At 43.2% G+C, this 26189-nt stretch carries 22 protein-coding genes; 7 read left to right on the top strand and 15 right to left on the bottom strand.

All coding sequences use genetic code 11. From position 1 onward, the window contains the following. Positions 1-375 precede the first annotated feature (375 nt). The 7 genes from BW976_RS22480 to BW976_RS30100 form a co-directional block, all read right to left on the bottom strand. Positions 376-1230 (bottom strand): BadF/BadG/BcrA/BcrD ATPase family protein, encoded by an 855-nt coding sequence (locus tag BW976_RS22480; protein WP_076376724.1) that lies wholly within the window; start codon positions 1228-1230, stop codon positions 376-378. Further along, positions 1227-1607 carry a response regulator gene (locus BW976_RS22475; RefSeq protein WP_076376722.1) on the bottom strand — a complete coding sequence of 127 codons (381 nt, stop codon included), beginning with the start codon at positions 1605-1607 and terminating at the stop codon, positions 1227-1229. The genes BW976_RS22480 and BW976_RS22475 overlap by 4 nt, the downstream gene beginning before the upstream one ends. A gap of 66 nt (positions 1608-1673) precedes the next feature. After that, positions 1674-2990: a TolC family protein gene (locus tag BW976_RS22470; protein ID WP_076376720.1), complete on the bottom strand. Its 1317-nt coding sequence runs from the start codon at positions 2988-2990 to the stop codon at positions 1674-1676. Between the two features lie 122 nt (positions 2991-3112). Then, complete coding sequence (locus BW976_RS22465; protein WP_076376718.1) at positions 3113-6238, bottom strand: efflux RND transporter permease subunit; 3126 nt, start codon at positions 6236-6238, stop codon at positions 3113-3115. Positions 6239-6438: 200 nt separating this feature from the next. Beyond that, complete coding sequence (locus BW976_RS22460) at positions 6439-7521, bottom strand: efflux RND transporter periplasmic adaptor subunit (RefSeq protein ID WP_076376716.1); 1083 nt, start codon at positions 7519-7521, stop codon at positions 6439-6441. Positions 7522-7555: 34 nt separating this feature from the next. Further along, positions 7556-7990, bottom strand: coding sequence for a MarR family winged helix-turn-helix transcriptional regulator (locus BW976_RS22455; protein ID WP_076376714.1), 435 nt, complete (start codon positions 7988-7990; stop codon positions 7556-7558). A 280-nt stretch (positions 7991-8270) separates the two neighbouring features. Beyond that, a complete protein-coding gene (locus tag BW976_RS30100; RefSeq protein WP_084192311.1) occupies positions 8271-8684 on the bottom strand; it encodes an endonuclease domain-containing protein in 414 nt (137 codons plus the stop codon). Here BW976_RS30100 and BW976_RS22445 point away from each other — a divergent pair. Continuing rightward, positions 8675-10480, top strand: a complete 1806-nt coding sequence (locus BW976_RS22445; RefSeq protein ID WP_076376712.1) for a M61 family metallopeptidase — start codon at positions 8675-8677, stop codon at positions 10478-10480. The two genes, BW976_RS30100 and BW976_RS22445, sit on opposite strands and share 10 nt — an antisense overlap. A gap of 487 nt (positions 10481-10967) precedes the next feature. Then, complete coding sequence (locus BW976_RS22440; RefSeq protein ID WP_076376710.1) at positions 10968-12293, top strand: APC family permease; 1326 nt, start codon at positions 10968-10970, stop codon at positions 12291-12293. Between the two features lie 11 nt (positions 12294-12304). On the opposite strand, the gene BW976_RS22435 is transcribed toward BW976_RS22440, so the two are convergent. The 3 genes from BW976_RS22435 to gltX all read right to left on the bottom strand — a co-directional run bounded on the left by BW976_RS22435 (position 12305) and on the right by gltX (position 15918). Beyond that, positions 12305-12718 carry a hypothetical protein gene (locus BW976_RS22435; protein ID WP_076376708.1) on the bottom strand — a complete coding sequence of 138 codons (414 nt, stop codon included), beginning with the start codon at positions 12716-12718 and terminating at the stop codon, positions 12305-12307. Positions 12719-13012: 294 nt separating this feature from the next. Further along, complete coding sequence (locus BW976_RS22430; RefSeq protein ID WP_084192313.1) at positions 13013-14323, bottom strand: Xaa-Pro dipeptidase; 1311 nt, start codon at positions 14321-14323, stop codon at positions 13013-13015. A gap of 71 nt (positions 14324-14394) precedes the next feature. Then, positions 14395-15918, bottom strand: a complete 1524-nt coding sequence (gene gltX / locus BW976_RS22425) for a glutamate--tRNA ligase (RefSeq protein WP_076376706.1) — start codon at positions 15916-15918, stop codon at positions 14395-14397. 165 nt (positions 15919-16083) lie between these two features. Between gltX and BW976_RS22420 the strand changes: the two genes are divergently transcribed. Then, the gene (locus tag BW976_RS22420) at positions 16084-17304 is read left to right on the top strand and encodes a sensor histidine kinase (protein ID WP_076376704.1); all 1221 of its coding nucleotides are present in this window, start codon (positions 16084-16086) and stop codon (positions 17302-17304) included. Next, complete coding sequence (locus BW976_RS22415) at positions 17282-17800, top strand: DinB family protein (protein ID WP_076376702.1); 519 nt, start codon at positions 17282-17284, stop codon at positions 17798-17800. The genes BW976_RS22420 and BW976_RS22415 overlap by 23 nt, the downstream gene beginning before the upstream one ends. A gap of 65 nt (positions 17801-17865) precedes the next feature. On the opposite strand, the gene BW976_RS22410 is transcribed toward BW976_RS22415, so the two are convergent. Both BW976_RS22410 and BW976_RS22405 read right to left on the bottom strand, forming a co-directional pair. Continuing rightward, entirely contained in the window at positions 17866-18240 is a 375-nt protein-coding gene (locus tag BW976_RS22410) for a DUF6249 domain-containing protein (RefSeq protein WP_084192310.1), read from the bottom strand. 234 nt (positions 18241-18474) lie between these two features. Continuing rightward, positions 18475-19164: an SIMPL domain-containing protein gene (locus BW976_RS22405; protein ID WP_076376700.1), complete on the bottom strand. Its 690-nt coding sequence runs from the start codon at positions 19162-19164 to the stop codon at positions 18475-18477. Between the two features lie 317 nt (positions 19165-19481). On the opposite strand from BW976_RS22405, the gene BW976_RS22400 reads away from it, so the two are divergent. Continuing rightward, positions 19482-20063 (top strand): RNA polymerase sigma factor, encoded by a 582-nt coding sequence (locus BW976_RS22400; protein ID WP_076376698.1) that lies wholly within the window; start codon positions 19482-19484, stop codon positions 20061-20063. Next, entirely contained in the window at positions 20060-20566 is a 507-nt protein-coding gene (locus BW976_RS22395; protein WP_076376696.1) for an anti-sigma factor family protein, read from the top strand. The genes BW976_RS22400 and BW976_RS22395 overlap by 4 nt, the downstream gene beginning before the upstream one ends. A 255-nt stretch (positions 20567-20821) precedes the next feature. On the opposite strand, the gene BW976_RS22390 is transcribed toward BW976_RS22395, so the two are convergent. From BW976_RS22390 to dapF, 3 genes are all read right to left on the bottom strand, one after another. Beyond that, complete coding sequence (locus BW976_RS22390; protein WP_175614158.1) at positions 20822-22201, bottom strand: serine hydrolase domain-containing protein; 1380 nt, start codon at positions 22199-22201, stop codon at positions 20822-20824. A gap of 95 nt (positions 22202-22296) precedes the next feature. Then, positions 22297-23418 carry a helix-turn-helix domain-containing protein gene (locus tag BW976_RS22385; protein ID WP_076376692.1) on the bottom strand — a complete coding sequence of 374 codons (1122 nt, stop codon included), beginning with the start codon at positions 23416-23418 and terminating at the stop codon, positions 22297-22299. Between the two features lie 65 nt (positions 23419-23483). Then, complete coding sequence (gene dapF / locus BW976_RS22380) at positions 23484-24269, bottom strand: diaminopimelate epimerase (protein WP_076376690.1); 786 nt, start codon at positions 24267-24269, stop codon at positions 23484-23486. A 186-nt stretch (positions 24270-24455) separates the two neighbouring features. On the opposite strand from dapF, the gene BW976_RS22375 reads away from it, so the two are divergent. Beyond that, positions 24456-25994: a Do family serine endopeptidase gene (locus tag BW976_RS22375; protein WP_076376688.1), complete on the top strand. Its 1539-nt coding sequence runs from the start codon at positions 24456-24458 to the stop codon at positions 25992-25994. Positions 25995-26189: the final 195 nt, after the last annotated feature.

Below are 26189 nucleotides of genomic sequence, written 5' to 3'. Positions count from 1 at the left end.
ATAATCCTTAAGCGATTCCAAATCACTGGTAAAGGTCTCAAACCAGCGTACCGGACTGTTTTCCAATCCTACAAATACCTTACGCGAGCCGATATCTATACCGGCTGCATGATGATGCATCTTTTCCATCCTGTTGACTTATCGTTAATAAGCCGTGCCCGAAGGAGTGTAAAGAAAAAGACAGGCTACCCATCGGACAAACACAGTTAGTGTTGTACCATACCCTTAGACTCATTGCTTCAGAACCATACTCAGGGACAGGCAAAAATGCACTATAACTTAGACGGCCACACTGCACGGCTTTGCAAAGATAATGTCATTGAACCCTTAAAGGCCCCCGGATTTTAAAACTCAGAATGACAATATTTAAACCAATCACTCCTCGTTCCTGTTCAAAATAAAGGCCATCAAATCATTGATCGGTTGCTTGATCACTTTTCCGGTTTTTACACCTTGCTGATGGCAAAGAGCGGTTAACTCTTCGGCAAAAAAGTAAGCGATGGAGCCTACAAAGTGACATTTATAGCGATGATATTCGGGGTACGATTTGACGTTGGTGTCAATAAATTCCAGTAGGCCCCTTTCCAGCAGTTCCTGTCCGTAGGGAGTGGTTTTTATTTCGCTTACAAAACGCGAGAATGAGGCCAGGTAGGTATTGGCATTCGGCCGCTGATATACGTTCTTGATCACGATCTCTTTATTCAGTCCGTACGCTTTATTAAACGCCTCATTGATATCGGCAGGCATATTGCCATACAGAAAATCGGTGATGAGGGCCTTACCAAACCAGGTGCCGGAGCCTTCGTCGCCTAAAACAAAACCCAGGCCATGCTGACCGTCGTGTATGTTTTCGCCATCGAAATAAGAAATGTTTGAGCCTGTGCCCATTACACAACAAATGCCTTTTTCGTGCCCGCAGGTAGCATAAGCGCAACCCAAAAGGTCGCTATCCACACTAATAAAGGCTTTGTTGAACAGCTGGCTAATGGCGTTTGAAACAATCTCGTGCCTATCCGGACTGGAGCAGCCGGCCCCGAAAAAATATATTTCGGAAATATCATGGGCATGTGCCACCATATCGGGCGCCTGGTCCTGTATTATTTTGGCTATTTCTTTTTCGGTTAAAAAGTATGGGTTTAATCCGGCGGTTTTGAATGATACCGGCTCCTGCTGTGGGAGGCTGAGCAGCCAGTCTGTTTTCGAGGATCCGCTATCGGCAACTAAGATCATGGACAAATTTCTTCGAGCGCTTTAACTGTTAATGGCTTATGTATAAATTGGGTAATATACTTGTTTCCTGATGACTCCTTCATATCTGTTGGGTCAAGGGAAGAAGAAAGCATAAATATTTTAATATCTTTTTTATCGATCAAAAGTTTATCGTATTCCTCTAAAAACTCAAATCCGCTCATCAGGGGCATGCGAACATCTAAAAAGATAACATCCGGTTTTATAGTGGCCTCCCGGAGCAAATTGATGGCTTCGGCAGGCGATTGTCTTACAATGATTTGTTCTGCAAAATTACTGTTTTCCAAAACTCTGCGCGTAACAAAGTTGTCGATGTAGTTATCATCAATCAACAGGCAGGTTTTGTAGGGGGCTAACATCGTTCCAAAAATAGCTTTTTAAAGCAATTTAAGAAACATACGCTATAAATTAATACTTATTAGTACTTAATTAATATTAATACTGCTGGTGATCTGTTTTAAAGTAACTTCTGCAAGTTTTGATTGATACTGAGCCGCAAAGAACTTGGATTGCGCATCCAGGTAATTACGCTGTGCTTCCCTTATTTCTAAAGGTGTAATATTACCCAGCTTATATTTTTCTAATGATATATCCAGGTTCTTTTTAGCTATGGTTACATTGGCTTGTCCCAGTTTAATCAGATCAAGCCCGGATAAATAGCTCACAAAAAAGTTATTGATCTGTGCTTCTACATTCAGCCGGGTTTGTTTGGCGCTGATATTGGCGTTATCGATCTGGATTTTCGCATTCTTTTCGCGCCTGTTCTGGTTAAAGCCGTTAAAAATATTGATGGAGGCTGTTAGTCCGTAGTTTAAACCATGTACGTTTTGCGATAGCGTAAAACCAGCCGGTGTTTTGCTGTTGGAGAAAACATAGCCCGAAGTTAAACCTACCTGTGGGTACCGGGTTGAACGTACCTGTTTCAGATTAATCTCAGCCAAACGTTTATTGATCTGTGCCGATAAAATGGCAGGGTTTTGTAACTGGGCGCTGTTAAGAATTTCGGCAAGGGTTAGTTTATCATCAATCAGGATGTTATCGGCTACCGTGAAATCGGTTTGCAGATCGCGGATTAATAATTGGTTAAGCTGTATCTTGATGGCTTTGAATTGCTGGTATTGTGTAACCAGGTTAGCTGTATCGGTATTGAGGTTAACCTGCGCATTCAATACATCCAAACCTGATGCACGGCCAACCTTGTACTTGTCATTAGCATAGCGCAATTGTGTGCGTGAAATATCTATGGCCCCTTTGAGCGCTTTGATTAACTCATTTTGATTAATGAGGTCATAATAGGTTGTGATCACATTAGCAACGGTAGTTTGGATGGTATCCTTTAACCGGATAGCGCTTAAAGTATCAACAGTTTTTAACTGATCGTAGTTGGCAAACATATTAAAGCCGTCAAAAATGGTCCAGTTAAGGTTTACGCCATAGCTGTTGTTGGAGTTATGGGCATTGATATCATTCACGGTACCGTCATTACGTGTTTGCTTGGTATTTTGCCGGCTGTTGTTGGTGGCAAAATTGCCGGTAACCTGTGGCAGCACACCCGCGTTGCCCAGGGTAACATTATTAGCCGCTATGGCAGAATTATTTTGCGACAGCTTGATATTATAGTTGTTTTTAAGCGCAATCTCTACAGCATCTTTCAGCGTTAGCAAAGGGGCATCCTGTGCCCGGGCCGTTATGCTGAAAATCAGGTAGCAAAAAATAAAGAAAACTATTTTTTTGATGATCATATTTTTTTTATTTCGGAATTCGGATGTTCGAATTCGGATTTATCTTTTGTTTTAGATTTAAAATTTGTCCTCAAAGGATTTTAATCATTCGCTTTTGGCTTTGTGCCTTCTGCTTTTAGCTTTCAAAGGTTTTCAATCAATAGTGGTGTTTTAGGTTCGTTTGCTTCCGCATCTTCCGGTTCATGATCCGGGTCGCGGCGGGTTTTGGAGGCGAAGATCACATACATCAGTGGGATAATATAAAGTGTAAGCACCAGCGAGAACAGCATACCACCCATAATGACAATACCCAGCGATACACGGCTTTTGGCACCCGCACCCAAAGCAAACGCGATAGGGACAGAGCCTAGCACTACAGCTAAGCTGGTCATTAATATGGGGCGTAAACGTGCTGTTGCCGCCTCTATGGCTGCCTCATATTTAGCCACGCCATGTTCCATACGCTGGTTGGCAAACTCCACAATGAGGATACCGTTTTTGGTTACTAGTCCCACTAGGGTAATGATTCCGATTTCGCTGAAAATATTGAGCGTTTGATTAAACAGCCACAGGGATAAAAACGCGCCCGAAATAGCCAGTGGTACCGTTAGCATCACAATAAAAGGATCCATAAAACTCTCAAACTGGGCTGCCAACACCAGGTATATCAGCAATAGTGCAAAACCAAAGGCAAACAAAATGTTTGATGAACCTTCAGCATAATCCCGGGATGGGCCGCTCAGTGCGGTGCTGAAAGTATCATCCAGTATTTCTTTGGAGATACGGTCCATTTCTTTGATACCGTCGCCTACTGTACGACCGGGCGCTAAACCCGCCGATACCGTGGCCGATTTATAACGGTTAAAGTGATAAATAGCCGGTGGTGTTGCACCTTCGGTAACTTTTACCACGTTATCCAGCTGTACCAGGCCGCCTTTGGTGCTGCGCATATAAACAGATTTCAGATCGAGTGGCTGATCGCGGTTAGCACGGTCAACCTGGGCAATTACCTGGTATTGTTTACCGTTGATCAGGAAATAATCCAAACGACCGGCACTGTAATACAGTTGCAGGGTTTGTGCAATATCATCAACGGACACCCCCAGGTCACGGGCCCGGTCACGATCTGTTATTACCCGTAGCTCTGGCTTGGTGAATTTAAGATTGACGTCAGTTCCCTGGAATACCGGGCTTTTTGATACTTCAGCAAAGAACTTGGGCAGAGCCGCGCGTATTTTTTCAAAATCCTGATTCTGAATGACGTATTGTACCGGTAGCGAAGTACGGGCGCCGCTACCGCCACCGCTAATGGTTTGTTCCTGTATCACAATAGCCCGGGCATCGGGCATACGGGTAAGCTTTTTGCTGAGCCAATCGGCCAGTTGCTGTTGAGAGCGACCACGCTCATCAGGAGCAACCAAACCGATACGCCCAAAGCCCGAGTTGGCCGAGCCTCCGCCAAATGACGGCGAAACGATCTCGAAATTAACCTTGGCCTCCGGAATAGAATCTTCTACCAGTTGCGAAACCTTGTCCATGTATTTGGTCATGTACTCATAGGTAGCACCCTCAGATCCGGTAACGCTGTAACGCAGCAAGCTGCGGTCATCTAGTGGAGCCAGCTCAGATGGGATGATCTGCACCAAAACTCCAATGATGATGAGGGATACTCCCAGGATCACAAAGGATACCCACTTTACCTTCATAAACTTAACCAATGTCTTGGTATAGGAGTTGGTCATGTTCACGAAGAAAGGCTCGGTACGCTCGTAAAACTTCGATTTTTTGTTGCTCTTGCGGATCAGTTTTACGTTCAGCATCGGGGTTAACGACAGGGACACAAATGCCGATATCAATACCGCGCCGGCCACCACCACCGCAAATTCGCGGAACAAACGGCCCGTAAAACCCTGTAAAAACACAATAGGTAAAAACACCGCTGCCAGCGTAACTGAGGTAGATACTACCGCGAAGAATATCTCGGCAGAGCCCTGGAAAGCTGCCTGGCGAATGGCCATGCCTGCCTCCACCTTTTTATAAATATTCTCGGTTACCACAATACCGTCATCTACCACCAAACCTGTGGCCAGCACAATGCCAAGCAGGGTTAATATATTAATGGAGAAACCAAAAATATACATGATGAAAAATGCACCAATGAGCGATACCGGGATATCGATCAATGGACGGAAAGCGATGAGCCAATCGCGAAAGAAGAGGTAAATGATAATGACCACCAGTACAAAGGATACGATGAGTGTTTCCTGCACTTCGGATATGGATTGATTGATGAACCTGGTATTATCCAACGCCACGTTTACCTTAATATCCGGCGGAAGATCCTTTTTGATCTGCTCCAGGCGTTTGTAAAAATCTTTAGCTATCTGTACATAATTGGCGCCTGGCTGCGGCACAATGGCCAAACCGATCATCGGCACGCCCGATTCCTTAAAAATGGTTTCCTCATTGGCAGATCCTAAAACGGCATAACCCACATCGCGCAAACGTACTACGCGGTTACTGTCTGATCGGATAATGAGGTCGTTAAAATCCTTTTCGGTTGATAATTTACCCAGGGCCCTGATGGTAACCTCGGTATTATTACCTTCAATTTTACCGGCTGGCAGCTCCACGTTCTCTTTGGATAGTGCCGCGCCAATATCGGTTGCGGTAACACCTTGTGCGGTTAATTTATTAGGGTCAATCCATAAACGCATGGCGTACTGGCGCTGCCCCTGTATGTTAATGGTACTTACACCGGGAATGGTTTGCAGGCCTTCCTGTAATACGTTTTCGGCATAGTCATCCAGCTGATTAATGTTACGGGTATTACTTTGAACCTCCAGGGTAATAATCTGGTCGGCGCTGGCATCGGCCTTGGTAACAACCGGCGGGGCGTCAATATCCTGAGGCAACTGGCGTTGTGCCTGGCCCACCTTGTCGCGCACGTCGTTCGCGGCAGTTTCCAGATCGGCATCCAGGTCAAACTCCACGGTAATGTTACTGGAACCCACCGAACTGGTTGATGATAAGTTGCGAATACCCGGAACACCGTTGATCGCCTTCTCCAGCGGCTCCGTAATCTGCGATTCAATTACATCGGCATTGGCGCCGGCATAACTGGTAGATACGGAGATAATAGGCGGATCGACCGAAGGGAAATCCCGTACCCCTAAAAATTTATAGCCGATAATACCAAACACAACAATAACTACAGACATTACTGTTGCCAACACCGGCCGCTTTATACTGACTGAGGATAAACTCATATGGGTTTTATTAAGAGTTGTTGTTAAGAATCAAGAGATAAGAGTCAAGAATCAAGAAAAAAATAACAGGTTGATCCTTGCTGTTAAAGGTTTCTTGTTGTCAACCAATTTTTTTTGTTCTCATTTCGGCTCTTGATTCTATTTAATTAAATTTTTTGTTCTCATTCCAGTTCCTGATTCTTGACTCTCGGTTCTTGATTCTATTTTATCACTTTAGCAATTTTCAAAGGAACCTTCGGGCGCATTTGTATAATGCCCGATACTACTACACTATCGCCGGGTTTCAGGCCGTCAATGATCTGTATTTTGGTATCGGTGCGCATATCGGTTTTTACCGGTTTGCTCTCCGCCAGGCCATTGTGGTAAACATAAACCATGCTGCTTTTCAAGTCGGGAATAACGGCCTGGGTGGGCAGCAAAATGGTTTTAGGTATCTGATCGAGCGTTAAATTAATTTTGGCAAAGCCGCCGGCTGTAAGCAAGCCTTTCGGGTTTGGCGCTTTGGCCCGTACGGTAAGCGTGCGCGAGTTCACGTCAATAGCTGGGTCAATAGCATACACGGTAGCCGTGAAATTTTCCCTCGAGCTTGCGGTAGTGAACCTGATCTTACTACCCGGTCCAATTATAGACAGGTACCTTTCCGGAACAGAGAAGGTAACCTTTGCCGGATCGATATTGACCAGCTGCGCGATAGATGTTTGCGGCGACAGGTAACCACCCGGACTCACATTCCGTAAGCCGATAGTACCCGAAAACGGCGCCCTGATCTCGGTGCGGGTTATTTGCGCTTTGATCATATCGCCCTGGGCTTTCAGCGAGTTTAGGGAAGTTAGGGAAGTATCATACTCTTGCTGGCTGATGGCTTCTTTTTCCAATAATACTTTGTTGCGGTATTCATTTTGCTTGGCCAGCGCTACCTGGTAACTCACCTGTTTAAGCGATGCTTCCAGGTCCTGGTTGTAAACTTTAACCAGCAATTGTCCTTTTTGCACTTTGCTGCCCTCGTTAAAATAGATGCCGGTAATATTGCCCGCGGTTTGGCTCACCAGGTTTACCTTTTCGTTGGCATCAATGGAACCGGTTACATCTATGATATTGTTGATAGCGGTATCCTTTACAATCATAATGTTTACGGAAACAGGACCATTCTTTTTCTTACCGCCTTTGCCTCCGGCAGCTATAGCAGCAGCAGATTCCTTGGCGCTTTTGCTAAAGAATTTGTTGTAAATTAAGTAGGCAACCAGCAAAGCCAGCGCGGTGTAAATGATATACCTTGTTCTCATATTAAATGGAGCATTTTTGTGATTTAGTTTTTGATCAGGTTGTTGTTATCGGGTTGATGTTGTTTTGCATACGCAGTAATACACTTTCAAATATTTTCATATCAGCCTCCGAGATTCCCCTGGTGATATCGGCATTAATGCTTTTAAAGGTGGCCACGATATGCGGAACAGCGCGCTTTGCTTTTTCGGTAACTTTCAACAATTGTTCACGACGGTCGTTCGGATTGTTTTCCCGGTAAACAAATCCTTTGGCACTGAGTAGATTAATAATGCTTACCATGGCCGATTTATCCTTGCCCAGTATTTCGGCCAGCGCTTTTTGTGATAGCTGCCCGTCATGATAATAAATGAGCGATAACACGTAATGATATCGGTTTACATCCAGGTGTTCTGTACTTTTAGCCAACAGGTTTTGGTATAGTTTACCAAGGCGTATCAGTTTGCGGGATATGGGTTCAATTAACGGCATTGTGATGTGGGTGCAAACTTAAACGGTGTACATCATAAATAGTTGCATGTATCAACCATTTTACAAGATTAATTCTAGGTTACCGAATGTGATGGGGAGCTGCATTGAGCGAAGTATGGCGACGACGATCCACCCCGGCCACGCTCCGCTTACCGACCCTCTCTTCGCCTTGCGGCGGAAAGAGGGTGGAGGAAAAGAGTTGGTATGATAAAGGAAAAAAATAAAATTCTCTAACCCTCTTTCCAGCGAAGCGTAGGCGGGGTGAGTCGTCTGCGGCAGGTTACAACATTTCCATGATCTTCGCCAAAACCTCTTGAGTATTATTTAATATATCCTCGTTTTTAAACCGCAGAATATTAAGATTTAAAGACGATAGCACCTCATCTCTATTTTTGTCATATTCTCTTTTAAGTAGGTGTATTGGTCCATCAACTTCTATTACCAGACTGGCCTCGTGACAATAAAAATCTGGAATGTAATATAAATTTCTTCCAAAGGTAGATTTAACACAGATGGGATATTGCCTTAAGAACTTCTTATCAAACAAGGTCCTGTTCCGGAGATGTTGCCACAGGACTTTCTCGGCAGGTGTTTCCCTTTGCCTTAATTCTCTGAACAAATCAGTGATGGTCGGGTGAGTCGACTCGCCAGTTTTTTGAATACATAATTTTTTTAACTTGCACCATGAAACCATTTAAACATATCATTACATTTTTATTAATCATATTTTTTATGAATCTGTCTGTCAGTGAGGCGCAAACTACTGCTAATATATCCTATACGGTGTCTTTTCCGGAGGCACAGGCGCATTATGCTGACATTGAAATGCATATTTCGGGCCTGAAACAAAACACGCTCGACCTTAAAATGCCCGTATGGACACCCGGCTCGTACCTGGTACGGGAGTTCGCCAAAAACATTGACTCTTTTAGTGCCGATGCCGGCGGAAAAACGGTGCCATCGCCCAAGATCAATAAAAACACCTGGCGTATTGCTACCAAAGGCGTAGCCACAGTAAATATTAAATACCGGGTTTATGCCAATGAAATCTCGGTACGAACCAGCTATATCGATATATCGCATGGCTTCCTGTCAACCTCGGGCATCTTTATTTACCCGGCCAATATGCTGCATCAACCATCCACCATCCACATTAAGCCTTATAAGGACTGGGCCAAGGTTTCAACCAGTCTGGAAATGGTGAATAATGATCCGTTTACCCGTGTATCGCCCAATTATGATATTCTTTTTGATTCACCGATAGAAGTGGGTAATCAGGATGTTTTTGGTTTTGATGCATCAGGCGTAAAATATGAGGTATGTATGTATGGCGGCGGTAATTATGATAAAGAGCGCCTGAAAAAAGATCTGCATAGCATTGTAGAACAGGAAACGGCGATTTATGGCGAAAACCCTAACAAGCATTACGTTTTCATTGTGCACAATCATTTACGTGGCGGCGGCGGACTGGAGCATTTAAGCTCGACGGTTTTAGGCGCATCGCGCGATGCTTATGGAACCGAAAAAGGGTACCAAAACTTTTTAGGCCTGGCGGCGCATGAGCATTTCCATTTATGGAATGTAAAACGCCTGCGCCCGATAGTATTAGGACCGTTTGATTATGATACTGAAAACTATACTACCAATTTATGGATAGCCGAAGGCTTTACCGAATATTACCAGGAAATAGCGGTTCGCCGTACCAACCTGTATCCACCAGAAAACTACCTGGATGTATTGGTGGGAGAGTTTAACATATTGGAAAACCTGCCGGGTAAAAATGTGCAGACCGTTGCCGAATCGAGCTTCGACGCCTGGATAAAAGCTTACCGCCCGAACGAGAACTCCAACAATACTACTATATCCTACTACAACAAAGGCGCAATCATCGGCATGATGCTCGACCTCGAGATCATCAACAGCAGCAACGGTAAATATTCGTTAGATAATGTGATGAGGTATATGTATACCGAATATTATAAAACCAAAAAACGGGGTTATACTGATGCGGAGTTTAAACAGGGCTTTGAAAAGTTTGCCGGTAAAAAGCTGGATGATTTCTATAAAAAATATATCAATGGCTTAACCCCGGTTGACTATAACAAATACCTGGGCTATGCGGGCTATAAAATAAACGACGAACTGGCTGATAACAATGATCCGGCATTGGGCGTTACTACCGCTGCCACCGCTAATAAGAAACTGATTGTAACCAGCGTTGCACGCGGAACATCAGCTTATATTGATGGTATTAATGTTAATGATGAACTGGCTGCTATTGATGATGCCCCGGTTACCGATGCGGCTACCCTGCTAAACGGCAAAAAGGCAGGCGATAAAATAAAAGTGGGTGTGATCCGTGATGGATTGCCATTTACACTGGAAGTTACCTTGTTGAAAAACGCAAGGGTTAAATACAAAATTGTACCAGTTGATAATGCCACGGCGCAGCAATTGCTGGTGCGTAAAAAATGGCTGAGTTTACAATAGTCTGAATCAGAATTTTTCACCTATTATTTTTTTACAGGTGTTCAAGAAGGCTAAAGCCGTTTACAGAATTTGAAAATTAACAGAATGGGCCTTTATTATTCTGGGCATTCTTGAATTCTGTAAATTCTGATTCAGACAAATTGAAAATAATTCCGTATATTTAAGTGTATAAACACCATGGCCCTGCTTACTTGAAAAACGTAAGCAGGGCCATTTGTTTAAAGGGATAAAAAGACCAAAAAACCGACCGTTTGGTATGTAGTGTATTGAAATTCAATCCTGTAAATCCTTTTAAAGCATATAAAACCTGTCTAAAATTTGTTAAAAAGTGTTAAAATCGATGGTTTTGACTCAGTTTTGAAAGGTTTTTGAGCTGGTTTTACTCGATTTTAGAGTCGAAAAGTGTTAAAATAAAGCTTTAAAAAGTATTTTAAAAATATACGCTGTTTGATTTTTGTAATAAAGCTGAATTGTATTTTTGTAACGTATGCCATCTGCCGCAGCCTTAAAAAAAATCAGACCGATACAGCTCATCGCTGTCATCTTCTTTACGGTATCCGGCGGGCCCTATGGCCTGGAGCCGCTACTGAGTTATGCCGGCGATCATGGCGCAATTTTGATCCTGTTAATAACCCCCTTGCTGTGGGATGTGCCTGCCATATTCACCGTGCTGGAACTCAATAGCATGATGCCCATCACCGGCGGTTATTACAAATGGGTTAAATATGCGCTGGGAACCCGCTGGGGTTTCTACGAGGGCTGGTGGACCTGGTTGTACACCTTTGTGGATCTGGCTATATATCCTGTGCTGTTTGTGCAATACGCGGCTTTCTTTTTCCCGGTTTTGCAGCATTACCAGGTACCTGTATGTTTGCTCATCATCTGGGCATCGGCAGGGTTAAATATACTGGGTATTGTGCCTGTGGGCAAGGTTTCCCTGTTTTTGAGCGGTGCCGTGTTGGCGCCGGTTATTGTTTTAATTGTGCTGGCTATTCATCGTCATACGGGCAGCTTAGGTATGCCTTCACCCTCCTTAAAAGGAATCACTTTCCCTTCGTTTGGGATGGCGTTATACACCGTCATGTGGAATTGCCTGGGCTGGGATAATATCACCACCTATGCCGAAGAGGTTGAAAAACCTGTAAAATCATACCTGGTATCCATGATCATCGCTTTTTTACTGGTGATGGTGGTTTACTTTTTTATCACCTGGGTAGCCCAGCAATCGGGCATTAACCACGATACTTTAACCAACGACGGTTTCCCGGCACTGGGGGTATTGATTGCCGGCAGATGGCTGGGGATTGCTATAGCAGCAGGAGGGATGGCCAGTACACTGGGTATCTACGCGGCGGTATTGTTATCGGTATCCCGGGTACCACAGGTAATGTCTGAGGATAATTTGCTGCCCGCCGGATTAAACAAGTTGCATAGCCGCTTTAAAACGCCCTATATCTCTATCATTATTTGTTCGCTGGTGGTTAGCTTTATGGTGCTATGGACCTTTGCCGATCTGCTGATTATTGATGTAACGGTTTATGGAGCAGGCTTATCCCTGGAATATATAGCGCTGGTAAAGCTTAGATTAAAAGAGCCGCTTAAAACCCGGCCATTCCGGATACCGTTAAACATAACTGGACTGTGTCTGATATTGATTTTTCCTTTTCTGGTTTACGCGGTAGCTCTGGGTGGAGCGCTATCCTCAACTCCCGAGGCCCTTAAGGCCGCGGTGTTTGCCGTAGCGGCATTGCTAAGTGCCGAAGTAGTATGGCGCATTATTTTGCTAAGCAAACCACATTTAAAAACAAGTTGATCAGGATCGATTTAGTTAGAAGCTTTAGCTAGTCTGTTAATAATGGGAGCTTCAAAAATGGCTGATAAAACGCTGTGCGTATTTTTGCTTTCCGCTGGTTTTTTAAAGTCTTCTGGATAGAGGATATGATCAACCCCAAGTGCTTTTAACAGGCTGTCGGTTTTGGTATGGGCCGTGGTTTTATAGCAGCATATTTTTATTTTGCTGTAAGCAGGGTTGGTACCTATGCGGCGTAATATTTTTTCTATATCCTTAACCAGGTGGTCATAGTCAAATATCACCACGTTGGGTTTGGTTTCATGTATGGTTGGGAAAATACTGTTTACCGCGGAAATATGCCTGAACATTTTATTGTCAGACAGTAAATCAACCGAAAAAGTATCGGCTGCAACCAATAGTACATTTTTAGATCGTATGCGGATCATAACCAATTAATTAAGGGGGCTCATAAAATTAAATTTTAAATATCATTCCAACAAAATATTATTGCGGATTGTAATAATATTGATACAAAAAAAGCACTCCCCTTGCTATTATTAAAAACCTGACAGCCAGTATTTTCCAATGCGATAAATAAATTTCTTTGAAGGTAAAACCCGAGCTGCTATTCCAAATATTGATAAAAGGACTATATATAGTCACCCTCAACACTTTGGCTTTATTACGATGTGTTGATCTCGTTTGTTTCGATATTTTCTGACTATTGTAAAGTAATTAGATTAGGGATGTAATTCATCCTTATATACCTCGCCGCCCTTCATAACAAAGGACACATTTTCCAGGCTGGTAATATCAGTTAGGGGATCGGTTTTAACTGCTATCAGGTCGGCATATTTTCCTTTAGCTATAGAACCAACCTTGGCTTGCCAGCCTAACAGATCGGCAGCGTTATAAGTGGCCGACTGGATAGCCTGCATGGGAGTTAGGCCATATTTTACCATGTATTTGAACTGTTTGCCATTCCAGCCGTGCGGATAAACGCCGGCATCGGTGCCAAAGGCTATCTTAACTCCGGCTTTAACCGCTTTCTGAAAACTTAAGCGTTGTGTTTTTCCAACAAGGCGTTCCTTATTGATGATCTTTTCGGGGGTGCCATGCTTGGCATAATCGCTCAGTATATAATCATCATTATAAATATCGGCAACCAGGTAAGTGCCATGTTGTTTCATGAGAGCAATGGCTTCATCGTCCAGGAAACTGCCGTGCTCAATAGAGGCTACACCGGCCTTTACGGCCATCTTGATAGCTATTGTTCCATGCGCATGGGCGCAAGCTTTAAGGCCCCAAAGATGGGCCTCATCAACAATGGCGTTCATTTCTTCCTGTGTAAATTGAGGCGCGCCTACGCTTTCTTCTTCCGAGAGCACACCGGCACTTGCGCCAAATTTGATTACCTCGGCACCATATTTAATATTGTAACGCACCTGTTTACGTACCTCATCAACACCGTTGGCCACACCGCTCATTTGCTTGGGTCCAACCCAGTCTAAATATGGCGAAAAACCGTTGAGGTCACCATGACTACCTGTACTGCCGATAAATAAAGTAGCGCAAAGCATACGCGGCCCTGGAATATCGCCATGATTGATAGCATTGCGAAGGGCGATATCAATAAAAGCGGCAGCGCCTACATCGCGACAAGTGGTAAAGCCGGCAAGCAGGGTCCGTTTGGTATAAATGGGTGCAATTACTGCATAGTCAACAGCCGATTTACGGAAAATATCGTCATAATAATTATCGCCGGGTTGTTGGCTTAAATGGGTATGGCAATCAATTAAACCGGGCAAAACCGTGGCATTGCTGAGGTCAATAACTTTTGCACCTGTTGGTATGCTAATGTTATCGCCAACCGCTTTAATGGTATCGTGGTCAACCACAATGATCTGATTGGTTAATATCCTGCCTTTTTCGGTATCAATGAACCGACCGGCCTTAATATATTTAACGGAATCAGTCTGTTGTGCAAAGGCGCTTATAACGCAAAAAAGCATCAGGATAATGCTGATGCTTTTAAAGTAAATTTTATTCATGTGATTATAGGATTGTGTTATCCCAATAATACGCATTTTTTATTTGTTAATATGTAGAATGGCGAGTATGCTTAAGCAGTAAACGCTTCCAAAGCCCCGGCAATCCGGCTAATGGTTTCTTGCCTGCCCAGTAATGAAGCTATGTCAAACACATGCGGGCCAAACTTACCGCCAACCAGCATAATGCGGAAAGGCAGCATAACATCGCCAGCTTTTAAGGCTTTTTCGTCCATTAAAGCTTTAAAAGCCTCTTCAAAACTATGGGCTTCTAAAGCGGCTTGATCGCTGTTTAATAGAGCGGTAAGCGCATTAAAAAAATCAGTTTTGGTGTCGGTCCACTTGGGTTTTACAGCGTTGAGGTCGTACTCTTTGGGTTGCTCAAAAAAGTATCCGGCCTGTTGATAAAAATCGGGTATTAAAACACAGCGGTCTTTGATGAGGTTGATTACGGTTAGCAGATAATCTTCATTCGTTACCACTATACCTTTATCAGCCAAAACAGCGCTCACTGCCGACTGTAAACTGCTGGCATCAGACTTTTTAATCCACTCGGCATTGAACCATTTGGCTTTTTCAAAATCAAACTTAGCCCCGGCTTTGCTTACGCGTTCCAGTGAGAATTTTTCAATCAGTTCATCCAGTGTAAACAATTCCTGGTCGGTACCATCATTCCAACCCAGGGTAGCCAGCAGGTTTAAAAATGCTTCTGGCAAAAAGCCCAATTCGCGGAAACCTGGGGTAAGTTCGCCTGTTTTGGCATCAAACCAAGTCATGGCGTATACCGGGAAACCCAGGCGGGCGCCATCGCGTTTGCTTAGCTTGCCATGTCCGTCGGGTTTTAATATTAAGGGTAGATGCGCCCATTGCGGCATGTCTGATTTCCAGCCCAGGTAGTCCCATAACAGCAAGTGTACAGGGGCCGATGGTAGCCATTCCTCGCCACGAAAAGCGTGCGAAATTTTCATCAGGTAATCATCAACCACTACGGCTAAGTGATAGGTGGGCATACCGTCGGCTTTGAGCAACACCTTATCATCAACCTGGTTGGTTTCGAAACTCACATGCCCACGAATCAAATCATGAAAGCTGATCGTTTCATCTTCAGGTATTTTTATGCGGATTACGTGTGGTGTACCGGCATCCAGCAAGGCATCAACCTCGTGCTGCGGTAATGAAAGCGAATTGCGCAAACTATCACGATAGGCCAGGCCGTATTGAAAATTAGGGATCTCTTTCCGGTTCTTATCCAGTTCTTCGGCCGTATCAAAGGCGTAATAGGCGTGCCCTTGCATCACCAGGCGTTCGGCATATTCGCGGTAAAGCGCTTTGCGCTCACTCTGACGATAGGGAGCGTAAGGGCCGCCAACTACCGGACTTTCGTCTGGCTGCAGGCCACACCACTTCAAACAATCTAAAATATATTCTTCGGCACCTTCTACATAACGGCTCTGGTCCGTGTCTTCAATTCTTAAAATAAAATCGCCATGGTGTTTTTTGGCGAATAAATAGTTGAATAATACCGTGCGTACGCCACCCAGGTGCAGACCACCGGTGGGGCTTGGCGCAAAACGAACTCTTACTTTTTTATCGGTCATGATGGGGCAAAGATAAGTTTTTTACTATGTGCAGATATGCAGATTTTAGATGTGCAGATGAAAAATGACGGGCAATCGATTATCTGCATATCTACACATTTGAAATCTGCATACCTGTAACCATCACAATTCAAATAATTTTACGTTATTTGGACTGTGCCCAGTATGAACCCATACCAACAAAAAAAGCGCTGGAAATATTTTCTGCTCGCGTTTGCCGTAGTTATTGCCTTTGGCTCTCTATTTTATACACGCTACCTGGTTAAAAATATAGCCCGCTCCGAGCGTACCCGTGCGCAGGTTTGGGCCATGAGTATGCGACAGTTATTTAATTCGGACGATGACGACTTTTTGCAGTTTACAACCGCTGTACGCGATAGCTTAACGGTGCCGGCCATTGTTATTGATGAAAAGGGCGATATTAAATATGTACGCGGGTTAGATACCACCAAAGCCTTTATGAAGCTACAGGCCGAAGGAAGTAAGACAAAAAAATACGATCCGGAATATTTTAAGTCAGAACTGGATTATATGAAAAAACAGCATGCGCCCATTAATATGAAGCTGAAAATGCTGGGCGAGCAATGGTTTGTCTATTACAAAGACTCGCCTTTGCTGCAACAATTGCGCTTGTTCCCTTATGTTCAGCTTACGATAATCGCAATATTTTTGCTGATGGCTTATACGGCATTCAGTTCATCGCGCAAATCGGAACAGGATCAGGTTTGGGTTGGTTTGGCCAAAGAAACAGCCCATCAGCTGGGTACTCCTATATCGTCATTAATGGCCTGGATTGAGCTGATGAAGGAAAAGTTTAATGCCCAGGATGATACGCTGATAGCGGAAATGGAGAACGATGTACAGCGGCTGGAAATAGTGGCCGACCGTTTTTCAAAAATAGGATCGAAACCCGTATTGGAAGAGCATGCCGTTTATGCTGTGGTTAAAGATTTTGTTGATTATTTTAAAGTTAGGGTAAGTAAGAATATTGGCTTTGAAATGACGGGCAATCCACATCTCAAAGCCGGACTTAACATTCCCTTGTTTGATTGGGTATTGGAAAACTTACTGAAAAACGCGGTAAACGCTATCGACGGTAAGGGGAGCATCCATATAGAAATAGGCGGTAACAAGGTGAAGAACCAGGTTTTTATTGATGTAACCGATACCGGTAAAGGGATTCAACGATCTAAATTTGACACTGTTTTTCAACCAGGTTACACCACACGAAAACGGGGTTGGGGTCTGGGACTGTCACTAACCAAACGTATGGTAGAGAACTACCATAACGGGCAGATATTTGTAAAAGACTCCGAAGTGGGTAAGGGGACAACCTTTAGAATCGTATTAAAAAATACACGTAATGATAAGCAAGCCATCTCCTGAAGAATATTCGCCATTTGCAGCTGGGTATGTAAGCCTGGTTCCTGATGCTCATGTTATTGAACTGTTGGAACGTTCAATGGAATCGAGCTATCAACGGTTAAGCAAACTTACCAATGAGCAGGCCTCGTACGCCTACGCGCCAGGTAAATGGACAGTGAAGCAGGTGCTTGGACACATGATAGATACCGAACGTACGTTTGCCTACCGCGCCCTTGTTTTTTCGAGAAACCATATCGAACTGCCAGGCTTTGATCAGGATATATACGTAAACAACACTGATTTTAATGCCCAAAGTATACAGGACCTGGCATCGGAGTTTAAAGCCACCCGGTTATCAAATATTTACATGGTCAGGGGATTTAGCGAAGAGCAGTTACTGCGTACAGGTATTGCCAGTGATCACCTGTTTTCGGTAAGGGCATTTGTTTATATGATGGCCGGGCATGAGTTACATCACTTGCAGTCTTTTAAAGAGAAGTATCATATTTCGAACTAAATACACTAAACGCCGAAAAGCCCCTGTTGAAACAGACGCTTTAAGTCGACAGTGATATCTCTAGATTATTTCTGCAGGGTAACATCATCTTTATCCAACACTTCCTTTTTTTCTATCCGGTAAGAGAGGATCAATCCGGCTCCGCCGAATATCGCAATCAGGGCCACATAAAGGAAAAAAGCCTCATCATCCATATAGCGGAAGATCGTATGATCTAAAATAAAGGCCAGGAACAAACCGATACCTGAACCGATGAGCAATAGCCCCCATTTTAAGTTCTGATAAGGCGCTGATTGTGGTTTGTAACTACGAGGATCCATACCTCGTTCAATCATTGATAGTTTTTCGCGTTTGTTCAGATAAACGATCCCGAAGATCATGGTGAAGAAGCCGAGGGGTACTAAAATTCCAGCTAATACACCCAGTTGAGCAGTTTCCATACTATTTAAGTTTTAATAAGTTAATTTAATTTTTCTTGTTTCTAAATCACCAATGTGGTGTATTTGTAGGTTATGACTACACTGTTTTTAAACAGGTTACACCATTTGTAAAAAAAAGTGAGGTAAAGGGTTAAAGGCCAAAGGTGAAGGGTTTTTCTGCGAAAAAAACTCAACAAAAAAGGCGAAAGATTTATAACCTTTCGCCTTTTACCTTTCGGCTTTTACCTTAAAAGCCTACTTTATCTCAAATACAGCTTGTATCTGGAAGCTCAGTTTTATCTTTTTAAAGTCGATGTCTGATTCGGCAGGACCTGCAGAATCGGCTGCGGCTGCTTTATACATCATCATGACACGTGGCTGAGGAAAGCTGCTGTTATCGCTTTCGGTAATGCTCAAGGCAGATCCTAATTTATCGCCAAGGCCATTTACCAGGAAAGCGGCTTTATCACGGGCTGATAATAATGCCTTTAATTTCAGCGCATTTTTCAAATCGTTGATCTTTGAATAATCATAGCTCTGAATGTTGGTTGATTGGATCCCTTTTGGATCAACCTTAGCTAGTATCTGGTTGTATTTATTCAGGTCGGTAACTTTAACCAGGTATTGTTTGCCGGCCAAAAAATCGGGAGTTTTTTTCTTTTGATAGGTGTTGTTCCAGGCCGAAACATCGTTTATCGTAAAATCTTCGCGTGGAATGCCGGCATCTTTTACACCTTTTTCCAGTTGATTTTCTAAAACATCAATAGTAACCCGGTTTTTACCGTTCATATATTCCTGTAAGGAAATGGAAACGTATATAATGTCGGGTGTAACTTCCTGTTCGGCAATGCCTGTAACTTCAATTTTTCGGCGCAGGTCAACCGTTTGTGCAAAGGCTCCATAAGTTGTCATAAGTAATGCTGCAAGGATAAATAGCTTTTTCATGGGGTAAATTGTTTTTAGATGGTGAAACTATCACGAACTGTGTTTGTGTTTGTTTAGCAGTTCGAAGATGGTTTCATGTGATAGTTATTTTATAAATATAATATGTTATGTGACTATGATAACGTACCAAAAGTTTAATATGTAACAGGTGTTATAATTTATTTGTGTTTGGGTCCGGTTATTATGGCTGTATAAAGCTACAGCTTTGTTTTGAATTTTAAGCCGATAGAAGACGGGTGCCCAAGTTAAATTTTCACTAAATTTACGTCAACACTGTAACCTGATTTAAAACTGCGGCGTCAGAGAGGTTGTAACACATGCAGAGCAAGCTTTCAGATATCGAACTCATAGAACAAACCCTGGCGGGTAACCAATCGGCCTATGCCGATCTGGTTAAGCGGCACCAGCGTTTTGTATTTACCCTGGCCATGCGTTTTGCCAAGGGGCGTGAAGATGCTGAAGAGATTGCCCAGGATTGTTTTATAAAAGCGTACCGCTCGCTGGCATCGTTCCAGGGGCAGTCGAAATTCAGTACATGGCTGTATAGTATAGTTTATACCACGGCGATGACATTTTTAAGAAAAAAGAGGGTAGCAACAGATTCCATTGACGATGAAAATACTTTTATACAGGTGGAAAGCCGGGAGTCGGGCTATGATACCAACAATATAGAAAATAAATCGAGGTCGTTTTATCTTAACCAGGCCATCGCACAACTGCTGCCAGATGATGCTACCATCATTACCCTTTTTTATAAGGGGGAGCAGTCTCTGGAAGAAATTGCCCAGGCATTGGGGATGGAAACAAATACGGTTAAGGTTAAACTATTTAGGGCGCGCCAGCGTTTGAAAGAGAAGCTGGAGCACAATTTAAAACAAGAGGTGAAAGAACTGATATGAACACGATTGAGGAAAAACTCTGGAATTATATTGATGGAACCTGCAGCCCGGCTGAACAGGACGCCATAGCCAGGCTTATTGAGCAGGACGGCGCATATGCACAAAAATATCAGGAGCTGCTGGCGCTTAACCAGGAGTTTGCAGCAATAGAATTGGATGAGCCGCCGATGGCCTTTACTTATAAAGTGATGAAGGCTATTCGCACAGAAAATGCTATGCAGCCGCTGAAGGCCAATATTGATAAGCGCATTATCCTGGGTATAGCTATTTTCTTTGTATTTACCATATTAGCCCTGCTTACATTCACTTTTGCTAATATTCATATTTCCGGGATTAATATCAGCGCTGCAGATATTAAACTACCTGCTGGTGTAAAGCTACCCAGCACTAACAGCATTTTTAGCGGCCCGCTTGTAAAGTGGTTTTTGATATTTGATGTGGTGCTTGCTTTGTTTTTAACAGATGCCTATCTGCGTAGAAAAAAGACTGCCAAGCAGTTATAGTTATGCTGGGCGATGTGTCTGCGAAAACCGACAAGTGACCATACAATTAGTCAGTTGTGTAATCTGTGTATCAGATTTTGAACATTGTTGAGGTATCCCAATTACATAATTGTAAAATTTACAACCAATGAGGTTTTTGGTATAGTAATTGTATTACCCTATATGAACTGGTAAACTTACCGGTTTAATTGTGATAAGGTTTAGGTTGAAAGTCCCCCGGAGCAAGTCTGGGGGGCTTTTATTTTTTTTAGGCCTTCACTGTTTCCACTCTGCATCTTTCCCATGCGCGTTATAGGTAACCAGCATAAATTTTTTAGAAGAAGGATCGGGTACAAACTCAAAATCTATTGGCGCCTCCTTAATGTAAAACCTGTTGTTGTTTTTAGCATATAGTTTAATGGCGTGTAAATTATCTTTCTGATAAGTATCGTCCACAAATAACTGATGATTTTTAAAAGTTACTACCATTTGGTGTTCTGAGTTATAGGTATAAGTACCTGTATATTGTTTCAAGCTGTCATCGGTAAGTTTCAGTTCGGGGCGTAAGGGTTTACCTGCTGCTAATCTCGCTATGTCATTGGGTAGCATAATAAAATCCATATCATACTCAAACCCGTTAAATAAAGCGACAATAAAAACGTCTTCTTGTGGCAAATAGATCTCATCGGTTTGGTACCCATCGGTTGATCCGCTGTGTTCAATAGTAGTGCTGCCATCCAAATCCCTGATAAACCACCCATAGGCATACTCTGATAATGATCCATCAGCAAGCCTGAATGGTGTATAAGCCTTTTTCAACATTTGAGTTGATATCAGTTTGCCTGCCGATAAAGCCTGATGCCATTTAAATAGATCATCGACGTTTGACATCAGGCCGCCGGTCGCGTACATAACCGTTGGATCCTGAAGCTCGGCTGGTTCCCAGTTTTTACCGTCGGGCCGGGAATAGCCCGGAGTTAGGTTGGGGACGTTTTCTCCTTTATGAAGATAATAGGTATGTTCCAGCCCTGCGGGTTTAAGTAAATGCTCTTTAATGTAGCTTTCATAACTTTGGCCGGTTACCAGTTCAATAATATAGCCTAATAGATAAAAATTGGAATTGCTATATTCAAATTTGCTGCCAGGTGTAAAGTTCAGCGGTGCGTCTTTAAAATAATCAACTCCTTGCGCTGGTGTATATTCATCTCGCTCCTTCGCCGGGTCATGGTTTTGAAGGGTCATATAATCCTGAATGCCAGAGGTTTGTGTGAGAAAATTTTCAATTTTGATCGGATAGCCTTTGTATGGAAATTCCTTTACATATTTCTGGATGGTATCTTGTAATGATATTTTGCCCAGCTCTACCAGTTGCAGCGTAGCTATCGCGGTATATTGTTTGGTCATGGAGCCGATCCGGAAGATCATGTCGGCTCGCATCGGTTTTTTGGACGGAAGATCAGATAGTCCGAAAGCTTTTTTATAAATGATCTGTCCCTTTTTTGCAACCAGAACCACACATCCCGGACCGACGGATGGTAACCGTTGTTTAATTAATTCATCCAGTTTTCTTGTTAACGATGTATCCTGTTGGGATTGGGCGGTGCTGTTTAGCGGTATAAGAAAGAAAATTAATAGTGTAAATAAATAGTTTTTCATGGCAAATAATTTTTCGTGTAAAATTGCCCTTTGATACATAACTATTTAAATGAAACACTTCTCAGATCTGGTTTTGAGAGCTATTTACCTCGGGATCATGAGGTGACAGAATCCCGGTACTCAGAGGGAACCATACCTGTAAGCTGTTTAAAAACGCGTTGAAAGGAGGCCTGGGAGTTAAACCCGCATTCTAAGGCCACACCGGCCAAAGTAAGATGACCGCAATTAGCCTGTACAACCCTTTGTTTAAATGCGGCTACCCGGTAACCATTTACCCATTGATTAAAACTTAACTGTAATTGATTGTTTAATACCGCCGAAACAGTTTTGGGGGGTAATTGGATATGTTTTGACACCATTTCCAGATTGAGGTCGGGTTTTAGATACAAATGCTCTTCTTCCATAAGTCGGGTTAATAAAACGAGGGTTTGGCTGACTTCGTCTGAAGTTATTCGAGCTAGGGTCCTTTTATACGCATTCTTATCACCGGTCTTGAATACCAGGAACCCTTTAATACCCATCCAATATATGAGCACAACCATTGGAATCATAACCGGATACCAGCCTACCTGTTCTAAAAGTGGAGTGTTGTACCGGGGTATAAGGTAAGGTATCATGAAACAAAGCCAGACGAATTGAAAAAGAGCAAATGCCAGGATAAATGACCGCAGCCATTTATAGGTTGAGTTTTGCCCGGAATTTACTTGGATCAGTCTATAAGAAGCATACAGATAAACAGAAATGGAAAGCCAGCGAGGGATATCGGCATAGGTATTGTAATTATCTATGAACAATGCCCATGGCGCTGGATTGGGGGTTATCATTTTTAGAAAATAACCAATAAGGTAAATAATTGCCGCAAGATAAGGCACAAGATCTATAATAGTAGGGTAGAAGTGCCGCCGATGTGTTTTATCTATTCGCCAGCCGGGAGTTATTATAGCGCGTGTATAAAAGAAAATAAGAGGTCCAACAGGCATGATGATTACTAAAGGAACAACAGCGCCAAGCAGCCGGCATAATTGACTTGCCTGAAACCACGGGGCCTGGAAAAAGTAACTATTTAAACAGGCCAGGCTAACCAGCAGTACAATTGCACCTAAAAAACGGTTTATGTAATGGGTTCCAGGTGTTGAAAAAAGCATCCCGCACAGGATTAATCCCTGAATCACACCCAATAGCAGAATAACCTGTAAAAAGTAGTTTGTAAAATACACGATGTGCTTTTGAAGACTACAATTTCAGCATATTCGGGCAGTTGTCAAAATAAATAATGAAGATATTAAACGGTAACTTCACCACTAAACACCTGGACAGCAGGTCCCTCCAAAAAGATATCGCTAAATACTTTTCCATCATAGTTAAAACGGATGTTCAAATCGCCGCCTAAAACTTTAATGGGGGTGGTGATGTGCCCGGTTTTTTGGTTATGGCTGGCCATGGCCAGGGCTACGGCGGTAACGCCGGTTCCGCAGGCAAAGGTTTCGTCTTCAACGCCCCGTTCAAAGGTGCGTACAAAATAGCCGTCGCTGGTGGGTTCCACAAAATTTACGTTGATTCCTTTTTCGCGATAGGTAGCATTATTGCGGATAGCTTTACCTTCGTGGTACACATCGCGATGTTCCAGATCCTCTACCTGTTTTACATAGTGAGGAGAGCCGGTATTGAGCACGTAAGCATCTTTATCGGTATTGATCTGGTCGACATTGATCATTTGCAGGCTTACCCAATCACCACTTTCGGAAATTTTGGCATGGTGTGGGCCGTCAACCGCCAAAAAATCAGTCTCGGAGCCAATGATTCCCAGGAACTTAGCGAAAGCAACAATACAACGACCGCCATTACCGCACATGCTGCTTGGGGCTCCATCGGCATTATAATAAACCATTTCAAAATCAAAGCCTTCCTTACTTTGAAGAAACATCATGCCATCGCCCCCGATACCAAAACGGCGGTCGCACAGAGTTGATATGAGCTTGGGGTTCGAATGATCTATCTTGTTTTCCCGGTTATCAACCAGTATAAAATCATTGCCGGCGCCCTGGTATTTATAAAATCGTATATTCACAATAATGTCATTTAATATCAGCTACTTAAGGTAGCCCAAACTTTAGGCCATAAAAAATAGCCGGAGTATTTTAATTTAACAAAATTTAACAAAAAACTCTTTAACTAATGGTTGACTATGTAGTCTATATGGTATTAAATTTGAGTTGTTAAATTATATAAACAAAATAAAGAAAGGCAAATATAAATGAAAAAGATAGGTTTAACGCTATTAACCGCTTTTGTAGGAGGTGCACTTGCTTTAGGCGCATATAAGGTGATCGAGAACAAATACTCGGATAACATGAGCTTTGAAGAAAAGCAAAAAGTGTATTTTACCAGTAATAAATCAACACCGGTAGTATCATCAACCGGATCGCTTGATTTTACGGAAGCGGCAGCCGCGGCAACCCCGGCGGTAGTATATATTCGTACCACATATAGCAGCGAGTCGGGTGGGAAACAGGATCAATTGGAGCAAATGTTTGGCGACATGTTTGGCCAGCGTGCACCGCAGCGTGGTCCGCAGATGGCATCTGGCTCTGGTGTGATCATTTCGCCCGATGGTTATATTGTTACCAATAACCACGTGGTTGAAAAGGCCGATAAAATCACAGTAGCTACTAATGATCACCGTACTTTTCAGGCTAAGGTGATTGGTACAGATCCAAGTACAGACCTTGCCCTGATCAAGATCAGCGCAAACGACCTGCCTATCATCAAATTGGGTAACTCCGACGAAACCCGGGTAGGCGAATGGGTATTGGCTGTTGGTAACCCATTTAACTTAACTTCAACCGTAACAGCGGGTATTATAAGCGCCAAAGGCCGTAACATAGGCATTATCGGCAGCGAAGATAATGGCGACGATGATAGTCCGTTTGGACGTACCCGCAATCAGCAGAGCGGGCCAAAATTAAACAAGGCTATTGAGTCATTCATTCAAACAGATGCGGCTATTAACCCGGGTAACAGCGGCGGCGCTTTGGTAAACACTAAAGGTGAATTGGTTGGTATTAATGCGGCTATTGCTTCGCACACCGGTTCATACGAGGGTTATGGTTTTGCCATTCCGGTTAACCTGGCTAAAAAGGTGTTGAACGACATTAAAAAATACGGTACTGTAAAACGCGGCTTTGTAGGCGTAAGCTTTACCGAGCTTAACCCCGATGTTGCCCAGAAGTTGAACATCACCAATAACAACGGTTTATATGTGAATGATGTGGTACCTGGTGGCGGTGCCGAACAAGCCGGTATCAAAAAAGGCGATATCATAGCCAAAGTGGAAGGAACACCGGTTTATGAATCATCAGATCTGCAAGAGCATGTTGGCCGTATGCAGCCAGGTGATAAATTGAACGTAACCGTATTGCGCGATGGTAAAGAGAAAACATTTGCCGTAACACTTAAAGCAGATGCTACCCCAACTAACCGTACCGCTGTAGTTTCTAAATCTGCAGAAGAATTGTTTAACAAACTGGGTGCAAGTTTCCAACCATTGAGCGGTGCCGAAAAAGCTAAGTTCCATGTAAACTCAGGTGTAAAGGTAACCCAGGTGCGTCCGGGTCGAGTGTTTGATAACTTTGAGATCCCCGTAGGATCGGTGATCACCAGCATCAATAAACAACCCATCAACAGTGTGGCTGATATTGACAAAGCCATCACCAACCTGCGAAATGGCAACCTGGTTATCTCGGGCTACTATCCAGATGGAACAAACTTTAACAATATGTTCCAGGTGCAATAAGAAAATTTAAATAAAGTGATTGTGTAAGAAGACCCGGCTATAATGGCCGGGTTTTTTGTTGAGGACTTTGACAAGATAAGGTCTGCAAATTTTTATAGCCCCCTCGAGGTCTCTTCCAGGTTTAAATTAACCCACAAAATTCACTAGGAGGCACCTACGGAGCCAAATAACGCGCGCTTTTAGCTATAAACACGT

Source organism: Mucilaginibacter lappiensis, from assembly GCF_900155965.1.
Lineage (GTDB): Bacteria > Bacteroidota > Bacteroidia > Sphingobacteriales > Sphingobacteriaceae > Mucilaginibacter > Mucilaginibacter lappiensis.
Note: the sequence above shows the minus strand (reverse complement) of the source record. Positions and strands in the feature narration are given on the sequence as shown.

What these genes read in the sequence shown, in the direction of transcription:
- BW976_RS22480 (WP_076376724.1), bottom strand. Translation starts at nt 1,230, where the DNA reads ATGATCTTAGTTGCCGATAGCGGATCCTCGAAAACAGACTGGCTGCTC.
- BW976_RS22475 (WP_076376722.1), bottom strand. Translation starts at nt 1,607, where the DNA reads ATGTTAGCCCCCTACAAAACCTGCCTGTTGATTGATGATAACTACATC.
- BW976_RS22470 (WP_076376720.1), bottom strand. Translation starts at nt 2,990, where the DNA reads ATGATCATCAAAAAAATAGTTTTCTTTATTTTTTGCTACCTGATTTTC.
- BW976_RS22465 (WP_076376718.1), bottom strand. Translation starts at nt 6,238, where the DNA reads ATGAGTTTATCCTCAGTCAGTATAAAGCGGCCGGTGTTGGCAACAGTA.
- BW976_RS22460 (WP_076376716.1), bottom strand. Translation starts at nt 7,521, where the DNA reads ATGAGAACAAGGTATATCATTTACACCGCGCTGGCTTTGCTGGTTGCC.
- BW976_RS22455 (WP_076376714.1), bottom strand. Translation starts at nt 7,990, where the DNA reads ATGCCGTTAATTGAACCCATATCCCGCAAACTGATACGCCTTGGTAAA.
- BW976_RS22445 (WP_076376712.1), top strand. Translation starts at nt 8,675, where the DNA reads ATGAAACCATTTAAACATATCATTACATTTTTATTAATCATATTTTTT.
- BW976_RS30100 (WP_084192311.1), bottom strand. Translation starts at nt 8,684, where the DNA reads ATGGTTTCATGGTGCAAGTTAAAAAAATTATGTATTCAAAAAACTGGC.
- BW976_RS22440 (WP_076376710.1), top strand. Translation starts at nt 10,968, where the DNA reads ATGCCATCTGCCGCAGCCTTAAAAAAAATCAGACCGATACAGCTCATC.
- BW976_RS22435 (WP_076376708.1), bottom strand. Translation starts at nt 12,718, where the DNA reads ATGATCCGCATACGATCTAAAAATGTACTATTGGTTGCAGCCGATACT.
- BW976_RS22430 (WP_084192313.1), bottom strand. Translation starts at nt 14,323, where the DNA reads ATGAATAAAATTTACTTTAAAAGCATCAGCATTATCCTGATGCTTTTT.
- gltX (WP_076376706.1), bottom strand. Translation starts at nt 15,918, where the DNA reads ATGACCGATAAAAAAGTAAGAGTTCGTTTTGCGCCAAGCCCCACCGGT.
- BW976_RS22420 (WP_076376704.1), top strand. Translation starts at nt 16,084, where the DNA reads ATGAACCCATACCAACAAAAAAAGCGCTGGAAATATTTTCTGCTCGCG.
- BW976_RS22415 (WP_076376702.1), top strand. Translation starts at nt 17,282, where the DNA reads ATGATAAGCAAGCCATCTCCTGAAGAATATTCGCCATTTGCAGCTGGG.
- BW976_RS22410 (WP_084192310.1), bottom strand. Translation starts at nt 18,240, where the DNA reads ATGGAAACTGCTCAACTGGGTGTATTAGCTGGAATTTTAGTACCCCTC.
- BW976_RS22405 (WP_076376700.1), bottom strand. Translation starts at nt 19,164, where the DNA reads ATGAAAAAGCTATTTATCCTTGCAGCATTACTTATGACAACTTATGGA.
- BW976_RS22400 (WP_076376698.1), top strand. Translation starts at nt 19,482, where the DNA reads ATGCAGAGCAAGCTTTCAGATATCGAACTCATAGAACAAACCCTGGCG.
- BW976_RS22395 (WP_076376696.1), top strand. Translation starts at nt 20,060, where the DNA reads ATGAACACGATTGAGGAAAAACTCTGGAATTATATTGATGGAACCTGC.
- BW976_RS22390 (WP_175614158.1), bottom strand. Translation starts at nt 22,201, where the DNA reads ATGAAAAACTATTTATTTACACTATTAATTTTCTTTCTTATACCGCTA.
- BW976_RS22375 (WP_076376688.1), top strand. Translation starts at nt 24,456, where the DNA reads ATGAAAAAGATAGGTTTAACGCTATTAACCGCTTTTGTAGGAGGTGCA.